Consider the following 22044-nt stretch of genomic DNA (forward strand, 5'->3'; position numbering starts at 1 on the left):
AGGTGAAAGCAATGGAAAAGCAAACGTCGAAAGAATGGCAGCAGCCGACGTTGGAGGTGCTCGACGTCAGTATGACGATGGGCGGGCCGAACGGGGTATTCCCGGATAAAAACGGCAAAGGCCACAATAACGGTCATGCGCACGAATCGTAAATGTCCATGAATCATGAATGAGCGACAGGGCCCTTATGCGAAGGAATGCGTATAAGGGCCTCTTCATGGCCGATTTTGATTTTACGGGAAAAAAGGTGAAAAAATGAACCCTGCTGCCGAACATAACATCTATACAGCCTTCGGGCTTACGATAGCAAGCGAACTCGCCTTGCCGGAGCTGCTGCGGGAAACGCAGCCGGTCGGACAAGCGGATGTGCATATCAATCAGGAAGACTTGTCTCGAGCCTGGGAAGAGCGACGCGACAACGACGATTATTATGCCTTCGACGACGACGGATTCATGCTGAATATTGAAGGCACGGGCATTTACCGCGTACGGGGAGGAAACCGAATTGCGTTCTCTCCGGCGCCCGGTGCCAGCGAAACCGCCGTCCGGCTGTACCTGCTCGGCAGCTGCATGGGCGCGCTGCTGTTCCAGCGCAAGCTGCTGCCGCTTCACGGAAGCGCCGTGGTCATGAACGGGTGCGCCTATGCATTCGTGGGCGAATCCGGCGCGGGCAAATCGACCCTCGCCGCCGCGTTTTTGAAGCGCGGCTTCCCGCTTCTGACGGATGATGTCATTGCCGTAACGCTTAAACGCGATAAAGCACCCTTCGTCATTCCCGCCTATCCGCAGCAGAAGCTTTGGCAGGAAAGCATAGACAAGCTCGGGATGCGTGCCGATCGCTATCTTCCGCTGTACGAGACCAAATACGCGGTGCCCGTAGCGTCCATGTTCTGCACGGAGCCTGTCCCTCTGGCAGGGGTGTTCGAGCTTGTGAAGTCGGACAAGGAAGCGGCGGAGCTGCGCCATCTTCAGGGACTGGAGCGGCTGGCTAAGGTCCGCTATCATACGTACCGCCCTTTCCTGGTTCATCGGATGGGGCTGGAGCAATGGCATTTCTCTACCTCCGTAGCGATCGTCGATCGCATTCGCATGTACCAATTGCAAAGGCCGACTGCGGGATTTACGGTTGACGATTTGGTAGACCGCATTCTGGATGCGGTAGATGAACGGGCGAAGACGTCGCACGGATAAGGAGAGATCGGAAATGAAGCATCTGCTGATTTATATCAATAAACTGCGCGAATTTGCCGGCTTTAAACTTTATGTCAATCTGGTCGGCATGACGCTCATTAGTTTCCTGGAGGGCATCGGCATTTTCCTGCTTGTCCCCGCGCTCGGCTTGATCGGAATTTTTCACCTGGATACGAGCGGAATTCCGTTCGTCTCGTATTTGGTGGAGCCGCTTCAGGCCGTTCCGGAACGGGCGAGACTGTCTGTTCTGCTTGGCGGCTTCATTCTGCTGATTGCGGGTCAGGCGCTCATGCAGCGGAAGCAAACCAATTTGAACCTGGAAATTCAACACGGCTTCATCCGATACCTGCGCGTGGACATCTACAAGGGCTTGCTGCAGGCCGATTGGGCATTCTTTCTGAGAAACAGAAGATCTGATTTCACACATGTCATGACGAACGAGCTGATGCGCGTCAGCATGAGCACGTATCTCGCGCTGCGCCTCATTACGACGCTGTTGTTCACCGCCGTTCAGATTGGCTTTGCGCTGTGGCTATCGGTCCAGCTGACGGCCATGGTTCTGATCTGCGGTTTGGCGGTGGCGCTTTACTCGAGCAAATTCATCAAACGGTCGAAATCCATCGGGGATGAAACCTCGGAGTTGGCGCAAAATTATATCGGCGGGATGACCGATCATTTCAACGGCATGAAGGATATCAAGAGCAACATGACGGAAGCGCAGCACCTGACCTGGTTCCGCGCGCTGTGCGAGAAAATGGAAACCAATCTCGTGCAGTTCGGAAAGACGCAATCGGCCTCCCAGTACGTCTACAAGGTGGCCTCCGCCGTGCTCATCTCGCTGTTCGTGTTCTTGTCTTTGGAGGTCTTCCATATCCCGGCCGAGAAGCTCGTGCTGATCATCGTGATCTTCTCCCGGCTGTGGCCGAAGTTCTCGACGCTGCAGGCGAACTGGGAGCAGATCGCGCAATCGCTGCCCGCCTTCAAGAGCCTCGCGGACCTGCAAAGGGATTGCGCGCAAGCGCGGGAGCTCGACGATCTCGACCGCGTGCCGCAGGGCAGCCGCGTGCGCATGAAGCAAGGCATCGAATGCCGCGGCATCCATTACCGGTACGACGCGGGCGGCTCCGCCTACGCGCTCCGGAACATTAACCTGTCGATCCCGGTGAACAGCATGACGGCCATCGTCGGCAAATCCGGCGCGGGCAAGAGCACGTTGATCGATATCCTGATCGGGCTGATCAAGCCGGAGGAAGGGGAAGTGCTGGTCGACGGTGAAAGCCTTGCCCATGACGACGGCTTCTCGCTGCGGCGCTCGGTCAGCTACGTCTCGCAGGATCCGTTTCTGTTCCATGCCAGCATCCGGGAAAATCTGCTCATCGCCTCGCCCGAGGCAAGCGAGGAACAGATGTGGGAAGCGCTGGAGTTCGCGGCGTCGGCCGAATTCGTGCGGAATTTGCCCTTGGGGCTGGATGCGGTCCTCGGAGACCGCGGCGTGAGGCTGTCGGGAGGGGAGCGGCAGCGGATCGTGCTGGCCCGGGCGATCCTGAGGAAGCCCGCGATTCTGATCCTGGACGAGGCGACCAGCGCGCTCGACAGCGAGAACGAGGCCAAGATCCAAGCCGCGCTGGATCGGCTGAAGGGCAGAACGACGATCGTCGTCATCGCCCATCGGCTGTCGACCATTCGCAACGCGGATCAAGTGTTGGTCCTGGAGAACGGGCAGGTGATCCAGCGGGGCGGGTTTCAGCAGCTCTCCGCGGACACCAAGGGGACGTTCAGCAAACTGTTGGAGTTTCAAGCCGGGGTGCACGCCTAAGCGTGCACCTCTTCATTTATCCATCCACTAATCATCGGTAACGATCCCCGGGCCGAGGCATTGATGCCGTCAAGGGCTTGCGAGGTAGTTCCGTTCCTCCAAATAAGCGAGCAGGGCGGCCAGCGATTCGTCGACCGTCATATGCTCCGTATCGATGATCAGATCCGGGCTGCCGGGAACGTCGTATTTGCTGTCGATTCCCGTGAAGTTGCTGATCTGTCCGCTTCTTGCCTTCTTGTACAATCCCTTCGGATCCCGCTTCTCGCATTCCGCGAGCGAGCATTTCACGTAGACCTCGATATGATCGCCCGGCTGAAACATCTCCTTGACCATCAGGCGGTCTCCTTCGTCCGGCGAGATGAATGCCGACAAGACGATCAGGCCCGCGTCCACGAACAGCTTCGATACCTCCCCGATGCGGCGAATGTTTTCCTTCCGGTCGTCGCTCGAGAATCCCAGATCGCGATTGAGGCCATGCCGGATGTTGTCCCCGTCCAAGACGTAGGAAGCGATGTTCCGGGAGTGAAGCGCCTGCTCCAAAGCGAACGCGAGCGTCGATTTCCCCGAGCCGGAGAGGCCCGTGAACCAGAGCGTACAGCTGTTGTGACGATTTCTGAGTTGACGGTCCTGCCTGGCGATCATGGAGTTCTGCCACGAGATATGGCTGCTTTTATGCTGCACGGTTCCAGCTCCTCTGCGATGTCGTGATTGGTCGCGATTCTATCGAATCCCTCTCCATTCTATCATAGAGTTCCGGTCATAGGGCCGCCTCGCGCAAGATTGGGGCTTCCGTACCGGTCGTCCTCCCGGAGGTTTTCGTTCCGTGGACCCGTTCCCGGAAATTTTACGGGGATGGCGTATTTTTAGTATTCCTCGCGCCGGATATGTCTGATAAAATAAACGGGCAACACGACTACTTTCGCTCAGATCAACAGGGAGGCTTTCAGCTTGTCGTCCGAACCGCTGCTTACCTTTTTATCTCCGCCGCTGCCTTATTTCATCGAGTCCAATCGCGGAACGTATCCGAAAGGCGGCGAGCATCCGAATCGCCGGAACATCGGCGTGTTCGATTTGCTTTTCGTTCACAGCGGCACCTTGCATGTCGGCGAGGAATCCAGCTCCTGGGAGATCGGACCCGGACAGATGCTGATCCTGCGGCCGGATCTGTGGCATTACCCGACCCGGCCCTGCTCGGAAGACACGGTCTTCGACTGGGTGCATTTCCAGACGGCCGGCCCGTGGGAAGAGCACGACGGCAGCAGCTGCGGCTCGCTTCGCGGGGATTATTATTCCTACGCGATACGGCTGCCCAAGACGATGACGGTGGCGTATCCGGAGGAAGCGATCTCCTTGTTCGGCAAGCTGCACGACGCGGCGCTCGGCACGTCGCATGCCGCGTTCTGGCAGCGCCAGCAATGGTTCCTTCACCTGCTGCAGCTGTTCGACGAGGGCTGGCGCAGCGATGCCGCCAAAGCGCCGATCTCGGTCGCGGAGGAAGCGGCCGCCTATTTGAAGATGAACTTCCGTACGACCGTGACGAACAGCAAGCTCGGCGAGGCGATGGGCCTGCATCCCAATTATATCGCGCGCTGCATGGGCGAAGTGTTCGATTGCACGCCGCAGCAATATTTGCTCTCTTACCGGATGGATCAAGCGAAGCTGATGCTGATGAAGACGAACTGGCCCATCTCGCGGATCGCGGACGAGACCGGCTTCAAGCAGACGCCGCATTTCTCGCGTTCCTTTGCCGACCATGTCGGCATCACGCCCTTGTCCTACCGGAAACGGTTCACCGGCACCTCGCTCTCGAAGCCGGTCCAGCGCGACGAGCTCGAAGAATGAGCGGCATCGGAGCGCGGGGCCCGTCGTTCCAGGCACGGCCATTGGCACGGATGATGAATCCGTGCCTTTTTGTTTTGCCATGACTATATTTGCCTGCCTGATTTTTCCTTGCCTAACGCTGCATCTTCCGGCATCGCCGCGGCCGTGCCGGCGAACAGCCCGACGGCATCGCCTTCGATCAGTCGCGGCGGACGGCGCTTCAAGCAGCCCGCGGCTTTCTCCAGATTGAGCCGGCGTTCCCGGTGCTCGGGCCAGACGAGCGCTTGCAGCCACGCATAATCGTCCTCGCGCTGCAGGTCGACGACATGCAGCGCGATGCCGACGCGGTCGGCGATCGGAGGGAGCTGACGGAGGAACGCGGGCACGATCCCGCCGCGCGGCTCAGAACTCAAATGCAGTGCGGCGGACGCGCCGCCGTAGACTTCGCCCGTTCCGTAAGCGTACGAGTACTGATCCCAGAGCAGTTGAAGCCCGGCGCTGGCGCCGATTTCGATCAGGGCCAGCGGTCTGCCCGTTTGCCGATAGATCCGGCAAAAGGCGGGATACAGGTACGCGCAGCGGTTCACCTCGTTCGTTTGGACGCGGTTGCCGCGCAGCAGCGGGAGGAGCGCGTCCCGGTACGCCCGGCAGAAATCCTTGAACAGCGCGAACGCGAGCGCGGGATCGCCGGGGTTGCTCGTCAGGCTCGGATAGAAATGCCGGAGCGGATGATCTACGCCGCGCAGGAGCAAATAATGAACGGCGCCGGAAAGCATATTCGGCTGGGGTTGCCCGGGTCCCGCCTGGGCGGCGAGCTCCAGCAGCCCGTGATCGTCCGCCGCGGCGAGCGAAAGGCATTCGTACAGCGGACTGGACGTCCTGAAGTGATAAACGGCGTAACGGCGGAATACGTCCGATAACGGATGCATGCGCGGACCTCCTTTAAACCTCGGATTTATCCGTCGTATATACGCGGCAATCGATAAATGGAATTTTTATATTTTGTTCTTATTATAGATTAATTTTATCGTTAATGCCGAGGATGATCGACCTCGCGGCATCCATCCGATTGTTCCCTTCTTCAAGTTCTCATTCTCCAGCCAGTCTCACGTGATGTGTCTTCATCATTCATAGCTTCGCAGATAGATGGCTTCCATGCGAAGTCATCTTTTTTCCGCGCCATTGCAGGCTGCATGGGGGATCTCCGCCAACGGGGCCGGACCGTTTTGGAATCTGTCACAAGTGGACGCGTTATTTTGTTTGACAAGCACAATATATTGATATAGATTATTAAATACACTCTATATATAGTTGTTGTTGCTTACTAGGCAAAGGAGAAATCTATCATGCTGATCGCTTATGATTCGCGGACGGGCAATGTCAAGCGATTTATCCAAAAAATCGATCTCCCTTCGGTTCAAATCGAAGATTCGACGGTGCTTGAAGATCCGTTCGTGCTCGTTACATATACGACGGGGTTCGGCAGCCCGCCGGCGAAGGTGCTGTCTTTCCTTCAAAAAAACCATCGGAATATGCTCGGCGTATCGGCCAGCGGCAATCGGAACTGGGGAGACGGCTTCGCGAAGAGCGCGGATCATATCGCCCGCCTGTACGGCGTGCCCGTGCTGTCCAAGTTCGAGTTGGCCGGCACCGGCCGGGACGTCGAAAACTTTCTGAGAGAGGTGAAGACCATTGCGGCATATTGAGCTCAACAATCTATTGATGCAGCGGGACGCGGACGGATTTTTTCAATTGGACAAGGACCTTGAGGCGGTCGACGCCTTCATGTCGGACGTCGCGGGCAAAAGCCTGACGTTCGCGAGCACGGCGGAGAAGGTCCGGTACATGATCGAGCACGATTACTACGAGAACGTCTACGAGCGGTACACCGCGCAAGAAGTGGACGAGGTATACGCCTTGACGCACGCCAGCGATTTCCGCTTCCAATCCTATATGGCGGCATCGAAATTCTATACCGACTATGCCGTGAAGAACGACGACAAGTCGCTGTATCTGGAGCATTATCCGGATCGCGTGGCCATCGTCGCGCTTCATCTGGGCCGGGGCAACGCCGCTACGGCGATCAAATTGGCCGGGGCGATGATGGAGCAGCGCGTGCAGCCGGCGACGCCGACCTTCCTCAATGCCGGCAAGAGCCGCCGCGGCGAACTGGTATCGTGCTTCCTGCTCGAGATGGACGATGCCTTGAATTCGATCAATTACGTCCTCAGCACCTGCATGCAGCTGTCCAAGATCGGCGGCGGCGTCGCGGTCAACTTGTCCAAATTGCGCGGTCGCGGCGAGCCGATCAAGGGCGTCGAAGGGGCGGCCAAAGGCATCATGCCCGTCTTGAAGCTGATGGAGGACGCATTCTCCTACGCCGACCAGATGGGACAGCGCAAAGGCTCGGGCGCCGGCTACTATAACATTTTCGGCTGGGACGTCATGGAGTTCCTGGACAGCAAGAAAATCAACGCCGACGAGAAGACGCGCCTCAAGACGCTGTCGATCGGCCTGATCGTGCCGAACAAGTTCTATGAATTGGCGGAGCGCGGCGAACCGCTGCACGTCTTCGGACCGCACTCGGTCCTGAAAGCCTACGGCGAGCATCTGGACGACATGGACATGGACGGGATGTACGATACGCTGCTGGCGGATCCCCGCGTGAAGAAGAAGGCCGTGCTCGGCGCGCGGGACATGCTGACCAAGATCGCCACGATTCAATTGGAATCCGGCTATCCTTACATCATGAACCGCTCGAACGCGAATCGCGGACATGCCCTCGGCGGCATCGGCACGATCAAGATGTCCAATCTGTGCACGGAAATCTTTCAATTCCAGGAGACGTCGGAAATAACGGATTACGGGCAAGCGGACATCATTCGCCGCGACATCAGCTGCAATTTGGCGTCGCTGAACATTGTCAACGTGATGGATCTCCGCAAGATCCGCGAGTCCGTGCACGAAGGGATCACCGCGCTGACGGCCGTCAGCGACATGACGAACATCGACAACGCGCCCGGCGTCGCGAAGGCGAACGACGAGATGCACTCGGTCGGTCTCGGCGCCATGAACCTGCACGGCTACCTGGCCAAAAACCGCATCGCCTACGAGAGCGCCGAAGCGCTGGACTTCGCCCGGACGTTCTTCATGATGCTGAACTATTACTCGCTGGAAGCCAGCATGGAGATCGCCCGCGAGAAAGGGCGGACCTTCGCCGGCTTCGAGCGCTCCGATTACGCCAACGGCGTATATTTCGAGCGGTACAAGCAGACGGATTACCGGCCGTCGACGGAGAAGGCGCGGGCGCTCTTCGCCGGCATGGACGTTCCGACTCCGGACGACTGGGCCGCGCTGCAGGCGCTGGTGGAGCGAGACGGCTTGTACCATGCCTACCGCCTGGCGGTCGCGCCGACGCAAAGCATCTCGTACGTGCAGAACGCGACGAGCAGCGTGATGCCGATCGTCGAGCCGATCGAGACGCGCACGTACGCGAATTCGACGACCTATTATCCGATGCCTTACTTGAGCAAGGACAATTTCTTCTATTACAAGTCGGCCTACCAGATGAACCAGTTCAAGGTCATCGATCTCATTGCCGAGATTCAAACGCATGTCGATCAAGGAATCTCGACGATTTTGCACGTCAACAGCGACGTCTCGACCCGGGAGCTTGCCCGGTACTACGTTTACGCGGCCAAGAAGGGATTGAAGTCGCTCTATTACACGCGGACGAACATGCTTTCCGTCGAGGAATGCATCAGCTGCGCCGTGTGATCCGGAGGACGATTGGGCCGACGAGGGGAGAATGGCACGCATGTGCGCGATGAAAGCCGTAAATTGGAATCGTCCCGACGACGATTTTACGAGCATGTTTTGGAATCAGAATATTATGCAGTTTTGGACCGACGACGAGATTCCGCTGTCCGACGACAAGATGTCTTGGCTCGAGCTGAGCGACGCGGAGCGGACATTATATATGAAGGCGCTGGGCGGGCTGACGCTGCTCGATACCGTGCAAGGGGGCGTCGGCATGCCCAAGATCCTGGAGCATGTGGAAGGCTTGCAGCGCAAGGCCGTGCTCGGATTCATGGCGATGATGGAGCAGATCCATGCCAAATCGTACAGCAGCATCTTCACGACGCTGGCGACGACGGAGGAGATCGACGAGGTCTTTCGCTGGGTGGAAGCCAATCCGCTCCTGCAGACGAAGGCGGAGGAAATCTCCCGCTACTACAAGAACATCACGTCGGGCAAAAGCCTCTATCTGGCGATGGCGGCCTCCGTGCTGCTGGAAAGCTACTTGTTTTACAGCGGATTTTTCTATCCGTTATACTTGTCCGGCCAGGGCAAGATGACGAGCAGCGGCGAGATCATCGACTTGATCCTGCGGGACGAGAGCATCCACGGCGTTTACGTCGGCGTGCTCGCGCAGGAAACGTTCGCGGGCTTGGGCGGGGAAGAGCGGCGCGAAGCGAGCGATACGTTAGCCGGCATGCTGCATTTCCTGCACGAGAACGAGATGGCCTACACCGAGGAATTGTACGGGGAGGTCGGCCTGGTCGACGAGGTGAAGACCTTCGTTCGCTATAATGCCAATAAAGCGATGATGAATCTGGGTCTCGATCCCGCGTTCCCCGAAGAAGACATCAACCCGATCGTATTCAACGGAATCAGCACGAAGACGAAGCAGCATGATTTCTTCTCCAAGAAGGGGAACGGTTACGTGCGGACGATCCACGTCGAGCCGCTGAACGATCGCGATTTCATCTTCGACTAAGCACGACGGAGCTCTTCTATTAACAGGTCAACCGCCATTGCCGGTTGGCCTGTTTTTTATGGGCGGATCCGAATCATGAAAAAACATTAAGAAACGTTAAAAAGACCGAATAAGAAATTGACAACAATGAATAATACGGAATACGATGTGAGTAGACCACGTAAGCCAACGCCATGGAGGGGTTGTAATGTTAGCGGAGGAACGAAGGCAGCATATCTTGGACCTGCTTGCCAGAGAGGGCAGAATCATCGCCAAGGACCTGGCCGGCAAGTTTCAGCTTTCGATCGATTCGATCAGACGCGACCTGACCATTATGGAAGAGCAAGGATTGCTGCAGAAAACCTACGGCGGCGCCATACCGCTGTCTCTCCCGCCCAAGGTGCGCACCTTCGCCCAGCCCCGGTCCATCCGTTACGGGGAAGGCGCCCCGCATCAGAATGCGATTTCCGAGTATGCGGCGTCTCTCATCCAGAAGAACGACACCGTGTTTATCGGCAGCGCCGGCATTCACTACGGCATGTTGAAATATTTGCCGGCCGACATTCCGTTCACCGTGATCACGAACTCGCTTACGATCGCGGAATGGATTCGGAATCAGCCGCAGATCGAGTCTTATTTGATCGGCGGCAAGCTCCGTTCGATCGGAGACAGCATGATCGATACGATCGCGTTGGAGACGATCGGCAAGTACAATTTCGATATCGGCTTCATTACGGGCGGCGGGGTCGCGCTGAACGGCGTCAGCACGTCTACGCCGGAAGGCGCGGCATTCACGCGCGCGGTTGCGGAGGCGTCCAGGCGGACGATATGCCTGGCGCCGCACGAGAAGGTCGGCGTCCGGATGTTTGCCGCCACGATTCCGCTTCATCAGATCGATTTGTTAATTACCGATCAAGGCGTTTCCGAGAAAGCCATTCGGGAATTCGAAAGCAAGAACGTCGACGTCGTCGTCGCGGACGAAGATTTTTCAAGCGAAGGAGTCAACCATGAAGGCGATTAAAGTCCAACGATCCTCGCCGTTGCGAGGCAGCGTCAAAATATCCGGTTCCAAAAACAGTTCGCTCGCCCTGCTCGCGGCCGCATGCCTGTCCGACGAGCCCGTTACGCTATTCGGCATTCCCGATATCGCCGACCTGCGCGTCATTTACGAATTGGGCGCCGAAATCGGCTTGCGCTTCGAACGCCGGCCGGACGGCGCGATCGTAATCGATCCGCGCCGCATCGACCGAACGGAGCTGGAACCGGTCAAGTCTTCCTCGTTCCGGGCCGCCTATTATTTCGTCGGCGGCCTGCTGGCCAAATTCGGCAGCGTCACCGTCGGCTACCCGGGCGGGGACGACTTCGTCAGCCGTCCCATGGACCAGCATATCAAAGCATTGAAGATGATGGGGGCCACGTTTTCCTTTTACGACCGCTACTATACGGTCGAAGCCAAGGAGCTTACGGGGGCGACCATTTACTTCGACATGATCACGTCCGGCGGCACGATCAACGCGATGCTTGCGGCCGTTCGCGCGAAAGGCAATACGGTCCTGCTCAATGCGGCGCGCGATCCGGAAGTGGCGGATACGGCGAATCTATTGAATCGCATGGGCGCGAAAATCACCGGAGCGGGTACCGATCAGATCCGCATCGAGGGCGTATCGTCCCTGACGGGGTGCACCCATACCGTCATCCCGGACCGGCTGATTGCCGGCGCGTTCTTGATGGCGGCCGGCGCGACGGGCGGAAGCGTGACCGTCCAAGACGTCATCCCGGAACATTTGTCCTCCTGCGTCGCCAAGCTTCGCGAGATCGGCTTGGAGATCGAAACGGACGGACATTCGATGACGGCTTCGTATGCGGGAATGCTCCGGGCGACGAGGGTGCGGACGGCGATGTACCCCGGCTTCGCCACCGATCTGCAGCAGCCGCTAACCGCGCTTTTGACGCAGGCCGGCGGCAGAAGCCTGATCGGCGAGCGCATTTATCCGGAAGGTTCAATCATGCCTATCAGCTGATGCGGATGGGGGCGAAGATCAAGGTTCGTTCCGGGGTCGCGATCATCGACGGCGGTCATCCGCTGCAGGGGAATTTGGTGCATGCCTCGGACGTCCGGGCGGGCATTTGCCTGATTCTGGCCGGACTTTGCGCCGAAGGCACGACGACCATCGCCGGCGTGCAGCATATCGACCGCGGCTACGAGGACGTCGTGGGCTCCTTCCGGGCGCTCGGCGCGAATATCGCCGCATACGACTCCGATGAAGAATCGGCAATGGACGTTTCTCGGCGAAGCAGCATTTTTCTCGGGTAGCATTCCGTGCGCCCGCATAGAACGACATGACAAAAGAGGCTTCCATTCCGTTCCGGCTGACCGGACAGAACGAAGCCTCTTTTCTTTGTTTGCTCGAATGCTTTACAGCGCCATGACCAGGATTTCCTTCACGTCGTCCCGATTCAGCTTCTTGAAGTTGCCGATCGGCCCGAACAAGACGGCTTCCCGCGCCATGACGTCCAGATGCTCTTCGCCGATGTCGTAGAAGGACAGCGTCGCCGGGGCGCCGATGCGGGTGAAGAAGGCGCGCGTCGCGGAGATGCCGGCAAGGGCCATTTCCTCGTCGGATTTGGCGCCGCGCTCGATGCCCCATACGCGCTCCGCGTACTGCGCGAACCGGTCGATCCGTTCGTTGTAGACGTATTTCATCCAGTTCGGGAACACGATGGAGAGGCCTGCGCCGTGCGGTATATCGTAGATGGCGCTGATCTCGTGCTCGATGCCGTGGGAAGCCCAGTCGTTGGTCATGCCGACGCTGATCAGCCCGCCGTTCAGCGCCAAGGTGCCGCACAGCATCAGGTTGGCGCGCGCTTCATAGTTTTCCGGATTCTCGAGCGCGATCTCCGCGTTCTCGATGACCGTCTGCAGAATGGATTCGCACAGGCGTTCTTGAAGCGGAACGTCCGTCGTCAGCGAGAAATATTGCTCGAAGACATGCGACATGATGTCGACGACGCCGTTGACCGTCTGGTCGCGCGGAACCGAGAACGTCAAGGTTGGGTCGAGAATCGAGAAGCGGGGGTAAGTATGTATGCTGCCGAACGAACGCTTCTGCTTCGCCTCCCAATTCGAGACGACGGCGTTGCCGTTCATTTCCGACCCGGTTGCGGAGAGCGTCAGGACGGCGCCCATCGGAAGCGCATCGCCGATCTTCGCTTTGTGCATGAAGAAATCCCAGACGTCGCCGTCGTAGCGCGCGCCGGCCGCGATCGCTTTGGAAGCGTCCAATACGCTGCCGCCGCCGACGGCCAGGATGAAGTCGACGCCCTCGCTGCGGCACAGCCCGATGCCGCGATTGACGGTCGAGAGGCGCGGGTTCGGCTCGATGCCGGACAATTCGACGACGGTTGCGCCGATGGATTCGAGCTGGTTCTTGACTTCGTCATACAAGCCGGTTCTTTTTATGCTGCCTGACCCATATACAAGTAAAACCGTCTTGCCGAAAGGTTCGATCAGTCCGCCCAATTGCGCGACCGTTCCTTTGCCGAAAACGATCTTCGTTGGATTCTGGTAAGTAAATGCCTGCATGCCCTGCACCTCCGAAAAGATATGTGATCTTGCTCCTTTATCTTAGCGATATCAAAATCGCCAAGTCAAGCTCCCGGATGCGGGGCTCGATCTTGGCAAGCGGGAAATAACGGAAATTCTAAGCTTGACGGTCAGGCAGGACTCTATTAATATTGTTCATATACGAACTGTTCTTTGTCGAACTATGCGGAATATGTCGAATTAGGCGAAGGGGGTATTAGATTGGACTATACCGACCCGAAAGTCGAGCAGGCGATCGAGGTGCTGCAGTCGTTCATGGCGGTGACGCGAACGGCCTCCGATTTTACGCGCCGCAACGCGGAGAGCCTGGGTCTGACGATGCAGGGCATGGCCGTCGTCAACACGCTGTACCGCGCGCCGGGCTTGACGCTGAAGGAGCTGACGGAGCGGCTGCATGCGTCCAAGAGCACCTTGAGCGTCAGCGTGGAGGGGCTTGTTCAGGCAGGCATCGCGGAACGCCAGCAGGCGGAAGGGAACCGCAGGGAGATCAACGTCAAGCTGACCCCGGAGGGCGAAGCGCTCGCCAAGCGGTCGATCCGGCAGGCTTACTCTTACCGGGCGATGACCGCCGCGCTCGAGACGGTGGACTGCGAGCAGATCCAGGCGCTGTTGGCCGCCCATAAGCAGATTTTGGAAGGGCTGCACCGCTTCGATATCGACGCGGAACTGGCGTAACGGCGCGGTTTCCGAGCTTCAAGAATTTTCTGAAAACAAGTGCGATCTTGGAGCGGTACGTGTATAATGGGAGAATAATCGCGCCTGCGTTAGTATTCTTGACAAATCCTTTACAAAGAAGCGACATTCAGGAGGTGGATGGCACTTTATGGCGAATGCGGCAACGATCGGAATCTCTCTGCGCGATTTGTATTTATTCAATAAAGGTAATCTCTTTCATAGCTACCGCACATTTGGTGCGCATCCGATTCGGCTTGCCGACGAGTACGGCGTGCGTTTCACGGTGTGGGCCCCCCATGCCCGGCGCGTCCGGATCGTCGGCGATTTCAACGGTTGGCTCGGCGAGCGTCACGACATGGAGCTTATCGGCGAAACCGGCGTCTGGAGCCTCTTTGTACCCAATCTCGGTCCAGGCACGATTTACAAGTACGAGATACTTACGTCCGACGGCAAGAGGCTCGTGAAATCCGATCCGTTCGCGTTTCAATCCGAGCTTCGCCCCAGCACCGCGTCCATCGTGTCCGAAGTGTTTAATTACGACTGGCACGACGGCGAATGGCTGCGGAAGAAGCAGGAAGTCAGCCCCTACCATGAAGCGATGCTCATCTACGAGGTTCATCTCTCGTCCTGGCGCAATTGGGGCAGGGAGCTGTTCTGGACCTATGAAGAGATCGCCGACGGACTCGTCGATTACGTCGTCGAGATGGGCTACACCCACATCGAGCTGCTGCCCGTCACCGAACATCCGCTCGACCAATCCTGGGGTTACCAGGTGACCGGCTATTACGCCGCCACCAGCCGGTTCGGCAGCCCCAAGCAGCTGATGTACCTGATCGACCGCTGCCATCAGCGCGGGATCGGCGTCATTCTGGATTGGGTCCCGGGTCACTTCTGCAAGGACGATCACGGGCTTAGGCTGTTCGACGGCACGCCGATCTTCGAAGGCCCGAACGCGAAGCTGGCGGAGAAGCCGCTCTGGGGCACCCTGGCATTCGACTTCGGCAGCACGGAAGTACAGAGCTTTCTTATTTCCAACGCCATCTATTGGATGGATGTTTTTCATATCGACGGCCTTCGCGTGGACGCCGTCGCGAGCATGATCGACCTGCATTTCGACAAACCCCCCGAGATGTTCACTTACAACGCCTTCGGCGGAACGGAGAACATCGACGCCATCCGCTTTCTGAAACGCTTGAACGAAACGGTCTTTCACTATTATCCCGACGCGCTCATGATCGCGGAGGACTCCTCGTCTTGGCCGGCCGTTACGTCTCCGACGTACATGGGCGGACTCGGCTTCAATTTTAAATGGAACATGGGCTGGATGAACGACATGCTCCGCTACATGGCGCTGGATCCGGGCGAACGGATGCGCCACCACAATTTGATCACCTTCTCGCTTCTTTACGCCTTCTCGGAAAATTTCGTCCTGCCGCTGTCCCACGACGAGGTCGTGCACGGCAAACGCTCGCTCTTGAACAAGATGTCGGGCTCCTACGATCAGAAATTCGCGCAGCTGCGCTTGTTTTACGGCTATTGGATGACGCATCCCGGCAAGAAGCTCCTCTTCATGGGCAGCGAATGGGGGCAGTTCGACGAATGGAAATACGACGAGTCGCTCGACTGGCAGCTGCTCGATTATCCCAAGCACGGCAGCATGCACCAATACGTCAAGGCGCTGAACCGTGTCTACGGCGAACAATCCTCGCTCTGGGAGCGGGATTGCGACCCCGGCGGCTTCGAGTGGATCGACGTCCACAACGCTGCCCAAAGCGTCATCGTGTTCATGCGCCGCGGACACGCGGAGCACGACTTTTCCGTCATCGTCTGCAACTTCTCCAATCGCCATTATCCCGAATATCGCATCGGCGTACCGGAGCACGGCCAATACCGGCTGGCTCTGCACAGTGAGGCGGCAGCTTTCGGCGGTGCCATGGCGCACGTGCCGGAAGTTCTATATAGCACCAAGACAGCTTGGCATGGAAGGCCGTGCAGCCTGACGATCGACCTTCCGCCGCTTACGTTCCAACTGCTTGTGTTTGCCGCAGGGAAACCTGGCCGCAGCGAACGCTTTTCCGCTTTGCATGGCATGACGTAAGGGAACATTTTTGAGCTGCGGCAGGCAGCTGCAGCCGAGAAGGAGAGGGTGTCCATGGGCAGAAAAAGAATGATAGCTATGCTGCTTGCCGGAGGAGAAGGGAAGAGGTTGGGCGTCTTGACGAAAGACGTGGCCAAACCGGCCGTCCATTTTGGCGGGAAGTACCGCATTATCGATTTTACTTTAAGCAATTGCGCTCATTCGGGCATCGACACGATCGGCGTGCTTACGCAATACCAGCCTCTCGTTCTGAATACGTATCTGGGTATCGGCAGTCCGTGGGGGCTGGACCGGCGCGACGGCGGCATGGCGATTCTCCCTCCTTACGTGAAATCGAAAGGCGGCATGTGGTACAAAGGGACCGCGAACGCCATCTATCAGAATATGGGCTTCATCGACCGGTACGATCCGGATTACGTGCTCGTCATCTCGGGCGACCATATTTATAAAATGGATTACGAGCTCATGCTGCGGGAACACGAGGAGCAGGGCGCGGACGTGACGATCGCCTGCATCGAGGTCGACTGGAAGGAAGCGAGCCGGTTCGGCATCATGCACGTGGACGACGTCGGCGGGATTACCGCGTTCGAGGAGAAGCCGAAGGTGCCGACGAGCAACCTGGCGTCCATGGGCGTTTATATTTTCTCGTGGCCGGTCCTCCAGCAGTATCTGATCCGCGACGAGGCGAACCGCCTCTCGGGCAACGATTTCGGCAAGGATATCATTCCGGCCATGCTGCAGGACGGGGTTAAGCTGCAGTCGTATACGTTTAATGGCTATTGGAAGGACGTCGGCACGCTGGAGAGCCTGTGGGAAGCGAACATGGATCTGCTCTCCGAGCGTCCGGCGCTGGACTTGAACGACCGCAACTGGCGGATCTATTCCGTCAATCCGAACCGCCCTGCCCACTACGCGGCGGCGACCGCGGAGATCGCGGATTCGCTCATCACGGAGGGCTGCATCGTCGAAGGTCTCGTGCAGCGCTCGGTCCTGTTCCACGGGGTGCAGTCGGGCATCGACAGCGAGATCCGCGAATCCGTCATCATGCCGAACGTCAAGATCGGCAGAGGCGTCCGCATTTATAAATCCATCATCGGGGAAGGCGCCATCATCGGGGACGGCGTCGTCATCGGCAGTCCGAACAGCGAGAACGTCACCGTCATCGCGAGCGACGAGCTTGTCACCGCCAACCATTCGCTGCAGGAGGTAGAGCGCACATGAACTCCAACATACTTGGCGTCATCAATCTGATTCACGAGGCGGACGAGATGGAATCGCTGACCGCGAGCCGCTGCCTCGCCACGGTGCCGTTCGGCGCCCGCTTCCGCTTGATCGACTTTACGCTGTCCAGCATGGTCAATTCCGGCATCAACAAGGTCGGCGTGTTCGCGCAGACCAAATACCGTTCCCTGATGGACCACCTCGGCTCCGGCAAGCACTGGGACTTGCATCACCGCCAAAGCGGGCTGTTCATCATGCCGCCCGTCACGGACGACGTCAACGAGGTGCGCCGCGGCGATCTCTATCATTTCTACCAGCACCGGGACTTCTTCGTGCGCAGCACGCACGAGTACGTGCTGATCACGCGCAGCCATATGATCAGCAACCTCGACTTCGAGGGCGTGCTGGCCTCGCATAAAGCGAGCGGCGCGGACATCACCGTCATCTGCAAGGAGCAGCCTGAGCTCCTCGGCGGACGGGCGCGCAAGGTGCAGGTCGACGAGAAGGGCCGCGTCACGGCGATGCAGGATCATTTCGGGCGGCTGGAGAGCGATCTGATCTCGATGGAGATGTATCTGATGCGCAAGGAGCTGCTCCTGGAGATGGTCGACACGTCCCTCGCGCAGGGCCAGGATCACCTGGTCCGCCATGCCATCATGTCCCGCGTCGACAAGCTGCATATCCAATGCTACAAATTCGACGGTTATCTGGGCATCGTCAATACGCTGAACAGCTATTATCAGAACAGCATGCAGCTGCTGCGGCCGGACGTGTGGAAGAGCTTGTTCTTCGAGCCCGGCCCGATCTTCACGAAGGTCAAGGACGAGCCGCCGGCCCGCTACGCGGACGGGGCGAAGACGAGCAACTCGATCATCGCGAACGGCTGCATCATCGAAGGGACGGTCGTGAACAGCATCCTGTTCCGGGGCGTGCACGTCCGCAAAGGGGCGGTCGTCCGCAACAGCATCGTCATGCAGAACGGCATAATCGGCGAGAACAGCGCGGTGAATCATGTGATTTTGGACAAGGACGTCACGGTGGAGCGCGGCAGGGAGCTATACGGCGCGGAGGCGTCGCCGTTTATCGCGATGAAGCGGAAGGTCATCTAATCGGTTCGATAATACATGGTCATGGACGAGTGGCGGACATGACCATATTCGAGGTGAATCTTATGATGAAAGTATTGTTTGCGGCATCGGAGGCGGTGCCGCTCGTGAAAACGGGCGGTCTCGCCGACGTGGCCGGCGCGCTTCCGAAGGCGCTGCTCGCGAAAGGCGCGGACGTTCGCGTGATCCTGCCGAAATACGGCTCGATTCCGGCGGAATTGGCGGAGCGGTTCGAGACCGTCTCGACGTTCTCGGTGCGAATGGGCTGGCGGGACTTGTACTGCGGTCTGCTCAAGGCGGAGATCGACGGCATCGTGTATTACGCGATCGACAACGAATCCTACTTCAAACGCAGCGGGCTGTACGGGTACGACGACGACGCGGAGCGGTTCGTGTTCTTCTGCTACGCGGTGGTCGAATCGCTGTTCCATTCCGATTTCCATCCGGACGTGATCCACTGCCACGATTGGCAGACGGGACTCATTCCCTTCCTGCTGAAGACGAGATACCGGTACGAGCCGGGCACGAGGGACATGAAGTCGGTGTATACGATTCATAATCTGCGCTATCAGGGCGTCTTCGGGCGCGAGCTGCTGAAGGATCTGCTGGGCTCGGGCGACGAGCTCTTCGGCACCGAGGGCATCGACTTCTACGGCGCGGGCAATTGCATGCTGGGCGGCTTGCGGTACGCGGACAAGCTGACGACGGTCAGCCCGACCTACGCGAACGAGATCCAGACGGAATATTACGGCGAGAAGCTCGACGGGCTGCTTCGCTGGCGAACGGGCGATCTGTCCGGCATCGTGAACGGCATCGATACCGAGCTGTTCGATCCCATGAACGATCCGGCGCTGTCCACGCCGTACCGCGGCTCGCTGCCGCGCAAGCGAAAGAACAAGCTCGCGCTGCAGCGCGAACTGGGCTTGACGGAATCGGAAGAGACGCCGCTTATCGGCATCGTGTCGAGGCTCGTCGACCAGAAGGGCTTCGACCTGATCGCGGCCGTGCTGGAGGAGATCCTCTCCGAAGACGTTCAGCTGGTCATCCTGGGTTCCGGCGATTGGAATTACGAGCAGATGTTCCGCAAAGCGGAGCAGCGCCGCTCCGGTCAAGTATCCACGTGGTTCGGCTTCAACGACGGGCTTGCGCGGCGCATCTACGCGGGGAGCGACATGTACCTCATGCCTTCGCAATTCGAGCCTTGCGGCCTGAGCCAGCTGCTCGCGCTCCGGTACCGGTCCGTGCCGATCGTGCGGGAAACCGGCGGCCTGCGGGATACCGTCCAGCCCTACAACGAATTTACCGGCGAGGGCAACGGCTTCAGCTTCGCGAATTACAACGCGCATGATTTGCTGTATACGGTGCAGCGGGCGATCCGCTTCTACCGCGACCAGGAAACCTGGCAGCGAATCGTCGCGAACGGCGCGAAGGAGGACTTCGGCTGGAATCGTTCGGCGAAGGCTTACCTGGCGCTGTACGGCTCGCTCGTGCCGCAAAGAGAGGAGAATCCGTCATGGCACGTCATCTCGTAATCGGCAACGGCAAAATATTGATGAATCTGGACGACAACTGCTACATACGCGATATTTACTATCCGTTCGTCGGACAGCTCAATCACGTCGGCGGCCAATATTGCCGCTTCGGCATTTGGGTCGCCGGCCAGTTCTCCTGGCTGGAGGATCCGGAATGGCAATTCCAGCTCTCGTACGTGGCGGATTCGCTCGTGACGAACGTCATCGCCCGCAACGACAGGCTGGCCATCGAGCTGCATTTGAACGACGGCATCCACCAGCGCGAAAGCATCTATATCAAACGCGTCCTCGTCCGCAATCTGGGCACGGAATCCCGCGAATGCCGGCTGTTCTTTCACCATGATCTGATGATCGACGGCTCCGAGGTCGGGGATACGGCGGCGTACTATCCCGAGAACCATACGCTCTACCATTACAAGCGCTCCTCGTATTTCATGTTCAACGGCTTCTCCGACGAGGGGGGCATGATGCAGTATACGACGGGCATCAAGCGGTTCCAGTCCGCGGAGGGCACCTGGCGGGACGCGGAGGACGGCACGCTGATGGGCAATTCCATCGCGCAGGGCTCCGTCGACAGCACGATCAGCTTCCGCACGGTCGTGCCGCCGGGCGGCGACAAGACGGTCTATTACTGGATGTCGATCGGCAAGAACCTCGAGGAAGTCAAGGCGCTGAATCAATACGTCCAAGAGAGCCATCCGGAGAAGCTGCTCAGCCGGATCGTCATCTACTGGAACCACTGGCTGCAGCGCGCGGAGCAGAATCTCGGCGATTTGTCGCCGGAAGCCATCAACCTGTTCCGCCTCAGCCTGCTGATCGTGCGCACGCAGACCGACGAGCGGGGGGCGATCATCGCCGCGAACGACACCGATATCCTGCAGTACAACCGCGATCATTACAGCTATATGTGGCCGCGGGACGGCGCCCTCATCGCGGACGCCATGTCGGCCGCCGGCTTCCAAAGCGTCATCTCGCCGTTCTTCCAATTCTGCGCCCAAGCGCTGTCGCCGGACGGGTACCTGTTCCACAAATACAACCCGGACGGAACGGTCGGCTCCAGCTGGCATCCGTACATCGTCCAGGGCAGCAGGCGGCTGCCGATTCAGGAGGACGAGACCGCGCTCGTGCTGTTCGCGCTGTGGAAGGATTACACGCGCAATCAGGTCATCGAGCTGCCGCAGGCGTTGTACAACAATTTGATTCGCAAAGGCGCGTTGTTCCTCAGCCAATATATCGAGCACTCGCTGTCCCTGCCCAAACCGAGCTACGACCTGTGGGAAGAACGCTACGGCATCTGGACGTATACGTCCGCTTCCGTCTACGGCGGACTGATGGCGGCGGCATTCTTCACGGAGCTGTTCGGGGATTACGAACGCAGCGACCATCTCCGGAATACCGCGGAGGGGATCAAGCAGGGCATCCTGACGCAATTGTGGGACGAGGAAAGCGGCCGCTTCGCAAGGGGCTTGATCCAGAAAGACAACCGCTGGGTGAAGGACATGACGCTGGAGAGCAGTATGTTCGGCGTCTGGGAGTTCGGCGTCCTGCCCGTCGAGGACGAGCGGGTAATCAAGACCATGCACGCCATTCGCGACGGCTTGGCGGTCAAGACCGGCGTCGGCGGCGTGGCCCGGTATACGAACGACTATTATTTCCAGCAGTCGGGCGATATCGAGAACGTGCCCGGCAACCCGTGGGTCATCTGCACGCTCTGGGTCGCCAATTTCGAGATCGAATCCGCCAAGACGCTCGCCGATCTCGTCAAGCCGCGGGATACGCTGCAATGGGTCGTCAAGACGGCGCTCTCGAGCGGCTTGCTGCCCGAGCAGCTGCATCCGAACGACGGCAGCCCGCTCTCGGTCGCGCCGCTCACCTGGTCGCATGCGACCTATGTGCAAAGCGTCACCCGGTACGCGCAGAAATACGCCGAGCTTTCGTCGGCGGAGAAGAGCGCGACGGCGATATAGCAGGATGAAGGCAGGGAAGCGATCAGCTTCCGCTGCCTTTTTTGCGTTACCGGGGCGGCGAGCGAATGGCGCGGCTTCTCGGTCGTGATGCCGTGCGGCGATGCGTTGCGCGCGCACACATCGCATCGTATCGCATCGTATCGCATCGTATTGTATCGTAATGCATCGTATTGTATCGTATTGCATCGTATTGTATCGTATTGCATTGTATCGTATCGCATCGTATGACGGTCGTCTAGGAAGGCTCACTCCTG

19 protein-coding genes are annotated in these 22044 nt (G+C 58.6%); 16 read left to right on the plus strand and 3 right to left on the minus strand.

The window, feature by feature from the left end; translation table 11 throughout:
• The first annotated feature begins 11 nt into the window (after window positions 1-11).
• From GT019_RS20995 to GT019_RS21005, 3 genes are all read left to right on the plus strand, one after another.
• On the plus strand, window positions 12-152 hold the full coding sequence (locus tag GT019_RS20995) for a paeninodin family lasso peptide (RefSeq protein ID WP_161745156.1): 141 nt from the start codon (window positions 12-14) through the stop codon (window positions 150-152).
• Window positions 153-255: 103 nt separating this feature from the next.
• Window positions 256-1191 (plus strand): phosphoenolpyruvate carboxykinase (ATP), encoded by a 936-nt coding sequence (locus GT019_RS21000; protein ID WP_161745157.1) that lies wholly within the window; start codon window positions 256-258, stop codon window positions 1189-1191.
• A gap of 13 nt (window positions 1192-1204) precedes the next feature.
• Window positions 1205-3007 carry an ABC transporter ATP-binding protein gene (locus GT019_RS21005; protein WP_161745158.1) on the plus strand — a complete coding sequence of 601 codons (1803 nt, stop codon included), beginning with the start codon at window positions 1205-1207 and terminating at the stop codon, window positions 3005-3007.
• 69 nt (window positions 3008-3076) lie between these two features.
• Here GT019_RS21005 and cysC read toward each other — a convergent pair whose 3' ends face one another.
• Window positions 3077-3688 (minus strand): adenylyl-sulfate kinase, encoded by a 612-nt coding sequence (cysC, locus tag GT019_RS21010; protein WP_328804008.1) that lies wholly within the window; start codon window positions 3686-3688, stop codon window positions 3077-3079.
• A gap of 267 nt (window positions 3689-3955) precedes the next feature.
• Here cysC and GT019_RS21015 point away from each other — a divergent pair, with 267 nt between their 5' ends.
• Entirely contained in the window at window positions 3956-4849 is an 894-nt protein-coding gene (locus GT019_RS21015; RefSeq protein WP_161745159.1) for a helix-turn-helix domain-containing protein, read from the plus strand.
• Window positions 4850-4932: 83 nt separating this feature from the next.
• Here GT019_RS21015 and GT019_RS21020 read toward each other — a convergent pair whose 3' ends face one another.
• Window positions 4933-5757, minus strand: a complete 825-nt coding sequence (locus GT019_RS21020; RefSeq protein ID WP_161745160.1) for a DUF2332 domain-containing protein — start codon at window positions 5755-5757, stop codon at window positions 4933-4935.
• A 417-nt stretch (window positions 5758-6174) separates the two neighbouring features.
• Between GT019_RS21020 and nrdI the strand changes: the two genes are divergently transcribed.
• The 6 genes from nrdI (at window position 6175) to GT019_RS32510 (ending at window position 11901) form a co-directional block, all read left to right on the plus strand.
• Entirely contained in the window at window positions 6175-6534 is a 360-nt protein-coding gene (nrdI, locus tag GT019_RS21025; protein WP_161745161.1) for a class Ib ribonucleoside-diphosphate reductase assembly flavoprotein NrdI, read from the plus strand.
• The gene (nrdE, locus tag GT019_RS21030; protein ID WP_161745162.1) at window positions 6521-8605 is read left to right on the plus strand and encodes a class 1b ribonucleoside-diphosphate reductase subunit alpha; all 2085 of its coding nucleotides are present in this window, start codon (window positions 6521-6523) and stop codon (window positions 8603-8605) included. The genes nrdI and nrdE overlap by 14 nt, the downstream gene beginning before the upstream one ends.
• A 40-nt stretch (window positions 8606-8645) precedes the next feature.
• Window positions 8646-9608 (plus strand): class 1b ribonucleoside-diphosphate reductase subunit beta, encoded by a 963-nt coding sequence (gene nrdF, locus GT019_RS21035; RefSeq protein ID WP_161745279.1) that lies wholly within the window; start codon window positions 8646-8648, stop codon window positions 9606-9608.
• 187 nt (window positions 9609-9795) lie between these two features.
• The gene (locus tag GT019_RS21040) at window positions 9796-10608 is read left to right on the plus strand and encodes a DeoR/GlpR family DNA-binding transcription regulator (protein WP_161745163.1); all 813 of its coding nucleotides are present in this window, start codon (window positions 9796-9798) and stop codon (window positions 10606-10608) included.
• Window positions 10595-11608 (plus strand): UDP-N-acetylglucosamine 1-carboxyvinyltransferase, encoded by a 1014-nt coding sequence (locus GT019_RS21045; RefSeq protein ID WP_328804010.1) that lies wholly within the window; start codon window positions 10595-10597, stop codon window positions 11606-11608. Before GT019_RS21040 ends, GT019_RS21045 begins: the two co-directional genes overlap by 14 nt.
• A 5-nt stretch (window positions 11609-11613) precedes the next feature.
• On the plus strand, window positions 11614-11901 hold the full coding sequence (locus tag GT019_RS32510; protein WP_328804011.1) for a hypothetical protein: 288 nt from the start codon (window positions 11614-11616) through the stop codon (window positions 11899-11901).
• Window positions 11902-12003: 102 nt separating this feature from the next.
• Here GT019_RS32510 and GT019_RS21050 read toward each other — a convergent pair whose 3' ends face one another.
• On the minus strand, window positions 12004-13170 hold the full coding sequence (locus GT019_RS21050) for an iron-containing alcohol dehydrogenase (protein ID WP_161745164.1): 1167 nt from the start codon (window positions 13168-13170) through the stop codon (window positions 12004-12006).
• A gap of 222 nt (window positions 13171-13392) precedes the next feature.
• Between GT019_RS21050 and GT019_RS21055 the strand changes: the two genes are divergently transcribed.
• The 6 genes from GT019_RS21055 to GT019_RS21080 all read left to right on the plus strand — a co-directional run bounded on the left by GT019_RS21055 (window position 13393) and on the right by GT019_RS21080 (window position 21790).
• Window positions 13393-13866, plus strand: coding sequence for a MarR family winged helix-turn-helix transcriptional regulator (locus tag GT019_RS21055; protein WP_161745165.1), 474 nt, complete (start codon window positions 13393-13395; stop codon window positions 13864-13866).
• A gap of 148 nt (window positions 13867-14014) precedes the next feature.
• Window positions 14015-15964, plus strand: a complete 1950-nt coding sequence (glgB, locus tag GT019_RS21060) for a 1,4-alpha-glucan branching protein GlgB (RefSeq protein ID WP_161745166.1) — start codon at window positions 14015-14017, stop codon at window positions 15962-15964.
• A 54-nt stretch (window positions 15965-16018) separates the two neighbouring features.
• Window positions 16019-17185, plus strand: a complete 1167-nt coding sequence (locus tag GT019_RS21065) for a glucose-1-phosphate adenylyltransferase (RefSeq protein ID WP_161745167.1) — start codon at window positions 16019-16021, stop codon at window positions 17183-17185.
• Window positions 17182-18294 carry a glucose-1-phosphate adenylyltransferase subunit GlgD gene (gene glgD / locus GT019_RS21070; RefSeq protein ID WP_201755488.1) on the plus strand — a complete coding sequence of 371 codons (1113 nt, stop codon included), beginning with the start codon at window positions 17182-17184 and terminating at the stop codon, window positions 18292-18294. The genes GT019_RS21065 and glgD overlap by 4 nt, the downstream gene beginning before the upstream one ends.
• A 65-nt stretch (window positions 18295-18359) precedes the next feature.
• Window positions 18360-19823, plus strand: a complete 1464-nt coding sequence (gene glgA, locus GT019_RS21075; RefSeq protein ID WP_161745168.1) for a glycogen synthase GlgA — start codon at window positions 18360-18362, stop codon at window positions 19821-19823.
• Complete coding sequence (locus GT019_RS21080; protein WP_161745169.1) at window positions 19805-21790, plus strand: glycoside hydrolase family 15 protein; 1986 nt, start codon at window positions 19805-19807, stop codon at window positions 21788-21790. Before glgA ends, GT019_RS21080 begins: the two co-directional genes overlap by 19 nt.
• Window positions 21791-22044 lie beyond the last annotated feature (254 nt).

Origin of the sequence: Paenibacillus glycinis (genome assembly GCF_009909185.1) — a bacterium.
GTDB classification, from domain to species: domain Bacteria; phylum Bacillota; class Bacilli; order Paenibacillales; family Paenibacillaceae; genus Paenibacillus_Z; species Paenibacillus_Z glycinis.

Excerpts from the sequence above, each read along its gene's own strand:
- GT019_RS21020 (WP_161745160.1), bottom strand. The coding sequence starts at position 5,757 with ATGCATCCGTTATCGGACGTATTCCGCCGTTACGCCGTTTATCACTTC.
- GT019_RS21080 (WP_161745169.1), top strand. The coding sequence starts at position 19,805 with ATGGCACGTCATCTCGTAATCGGCAACGGCAAAATATTGATGAATCTG.
- glgB (WP_161745166.1), top strand. The coding sequence starts at position 14,015 with ATGGCGAATGCGGCAACGATCGGAATCTCTCTGCGCGATTTGTATTTA.
- GT019_RS21040 (WP_161745163.1), top strand. The coding sequence starts at position 9,796 with ATGTTAGCGGAGGAACGAAGGCAGCATATCTTGGACCTGCTTGCCAGA.
- GT019_RS32510 (WP_328804011.1), top strand. The coding sequence starts at position 11,614 with ATGGGGGCGAAGATCAAGGTTCGTTCCGGGGTCGCGATCATCGACGGC.
- nrdI (WP_161745161.1), top strand. The coding sequence starts at position 6,175 with ATGCTGATCGCTTATGATTCGCGGACGGGCAATGTCAAGCGATTTATC.
- glgD (WP_201755488.1), top strand. The coding sequence starts at position 17,182 with ATGAACTCCAACATACTTGGCGTCATCAATCTGATTCACGAGGCGGAC.
- nrdF (WP_161745279.1), top strand. The coding sequence starts at position 8,646 with ATGTGCGCGATGAAAGCCGTAAATTGGAATCGTCCCGACGACGATTTT.
- GT019_RS21045 (WP_328804010.1), top strand. The coding sequence starts at position 10,595 with ATGAAGGCGATTAAAGTCCAACGATCCTCGCCGTTGCGAGGCAGCGTC.
- GT019_RS21050 (WP_161745164.1), bottom strand. The coding sequence starts at position 13,170 with ATGCAGGCATTTACTTACCAGAATCCAACGAAGATCGTTTTCGGCAAA.
- GT019_RS21065 (WP_161745167.1), top strand. The coding sequence starts at position 16,019 with ATGGGCAGAAAAAGAATGATAGCTATGCTGCTTGCCGGAGGAGAAGGG.
- glgA (WP_161745168.1), top strand. The coding sequence starts at position 18,360 with ATGAAAGTATTGTTTGCGGCATCGGAGGCGGTGCCGCTCGTGAAAACG.
- GT019_RS21000 (WP_161745157.1), top strand. The coding sequence starts at position 256 with ATGAACCCTGCTGCCGAACATAACATCTATACAGCCTTCGGGCTTACG.
- GT019_RS20995 (WP_161745156.1), top strand. The coding sequence starts at position 12 with ATGGAAAAGCAAACGTCGAAAGAATGGCAGCAGCCGACGTTGGAGGTG.
- GT019_RS21005 (WP_161745158.1), top strand. The coding sequence starts at position 1,205 with ATGAAGCATCTGCTGATTTATATCAATAAACTGCGCGAATTTGCCGGC.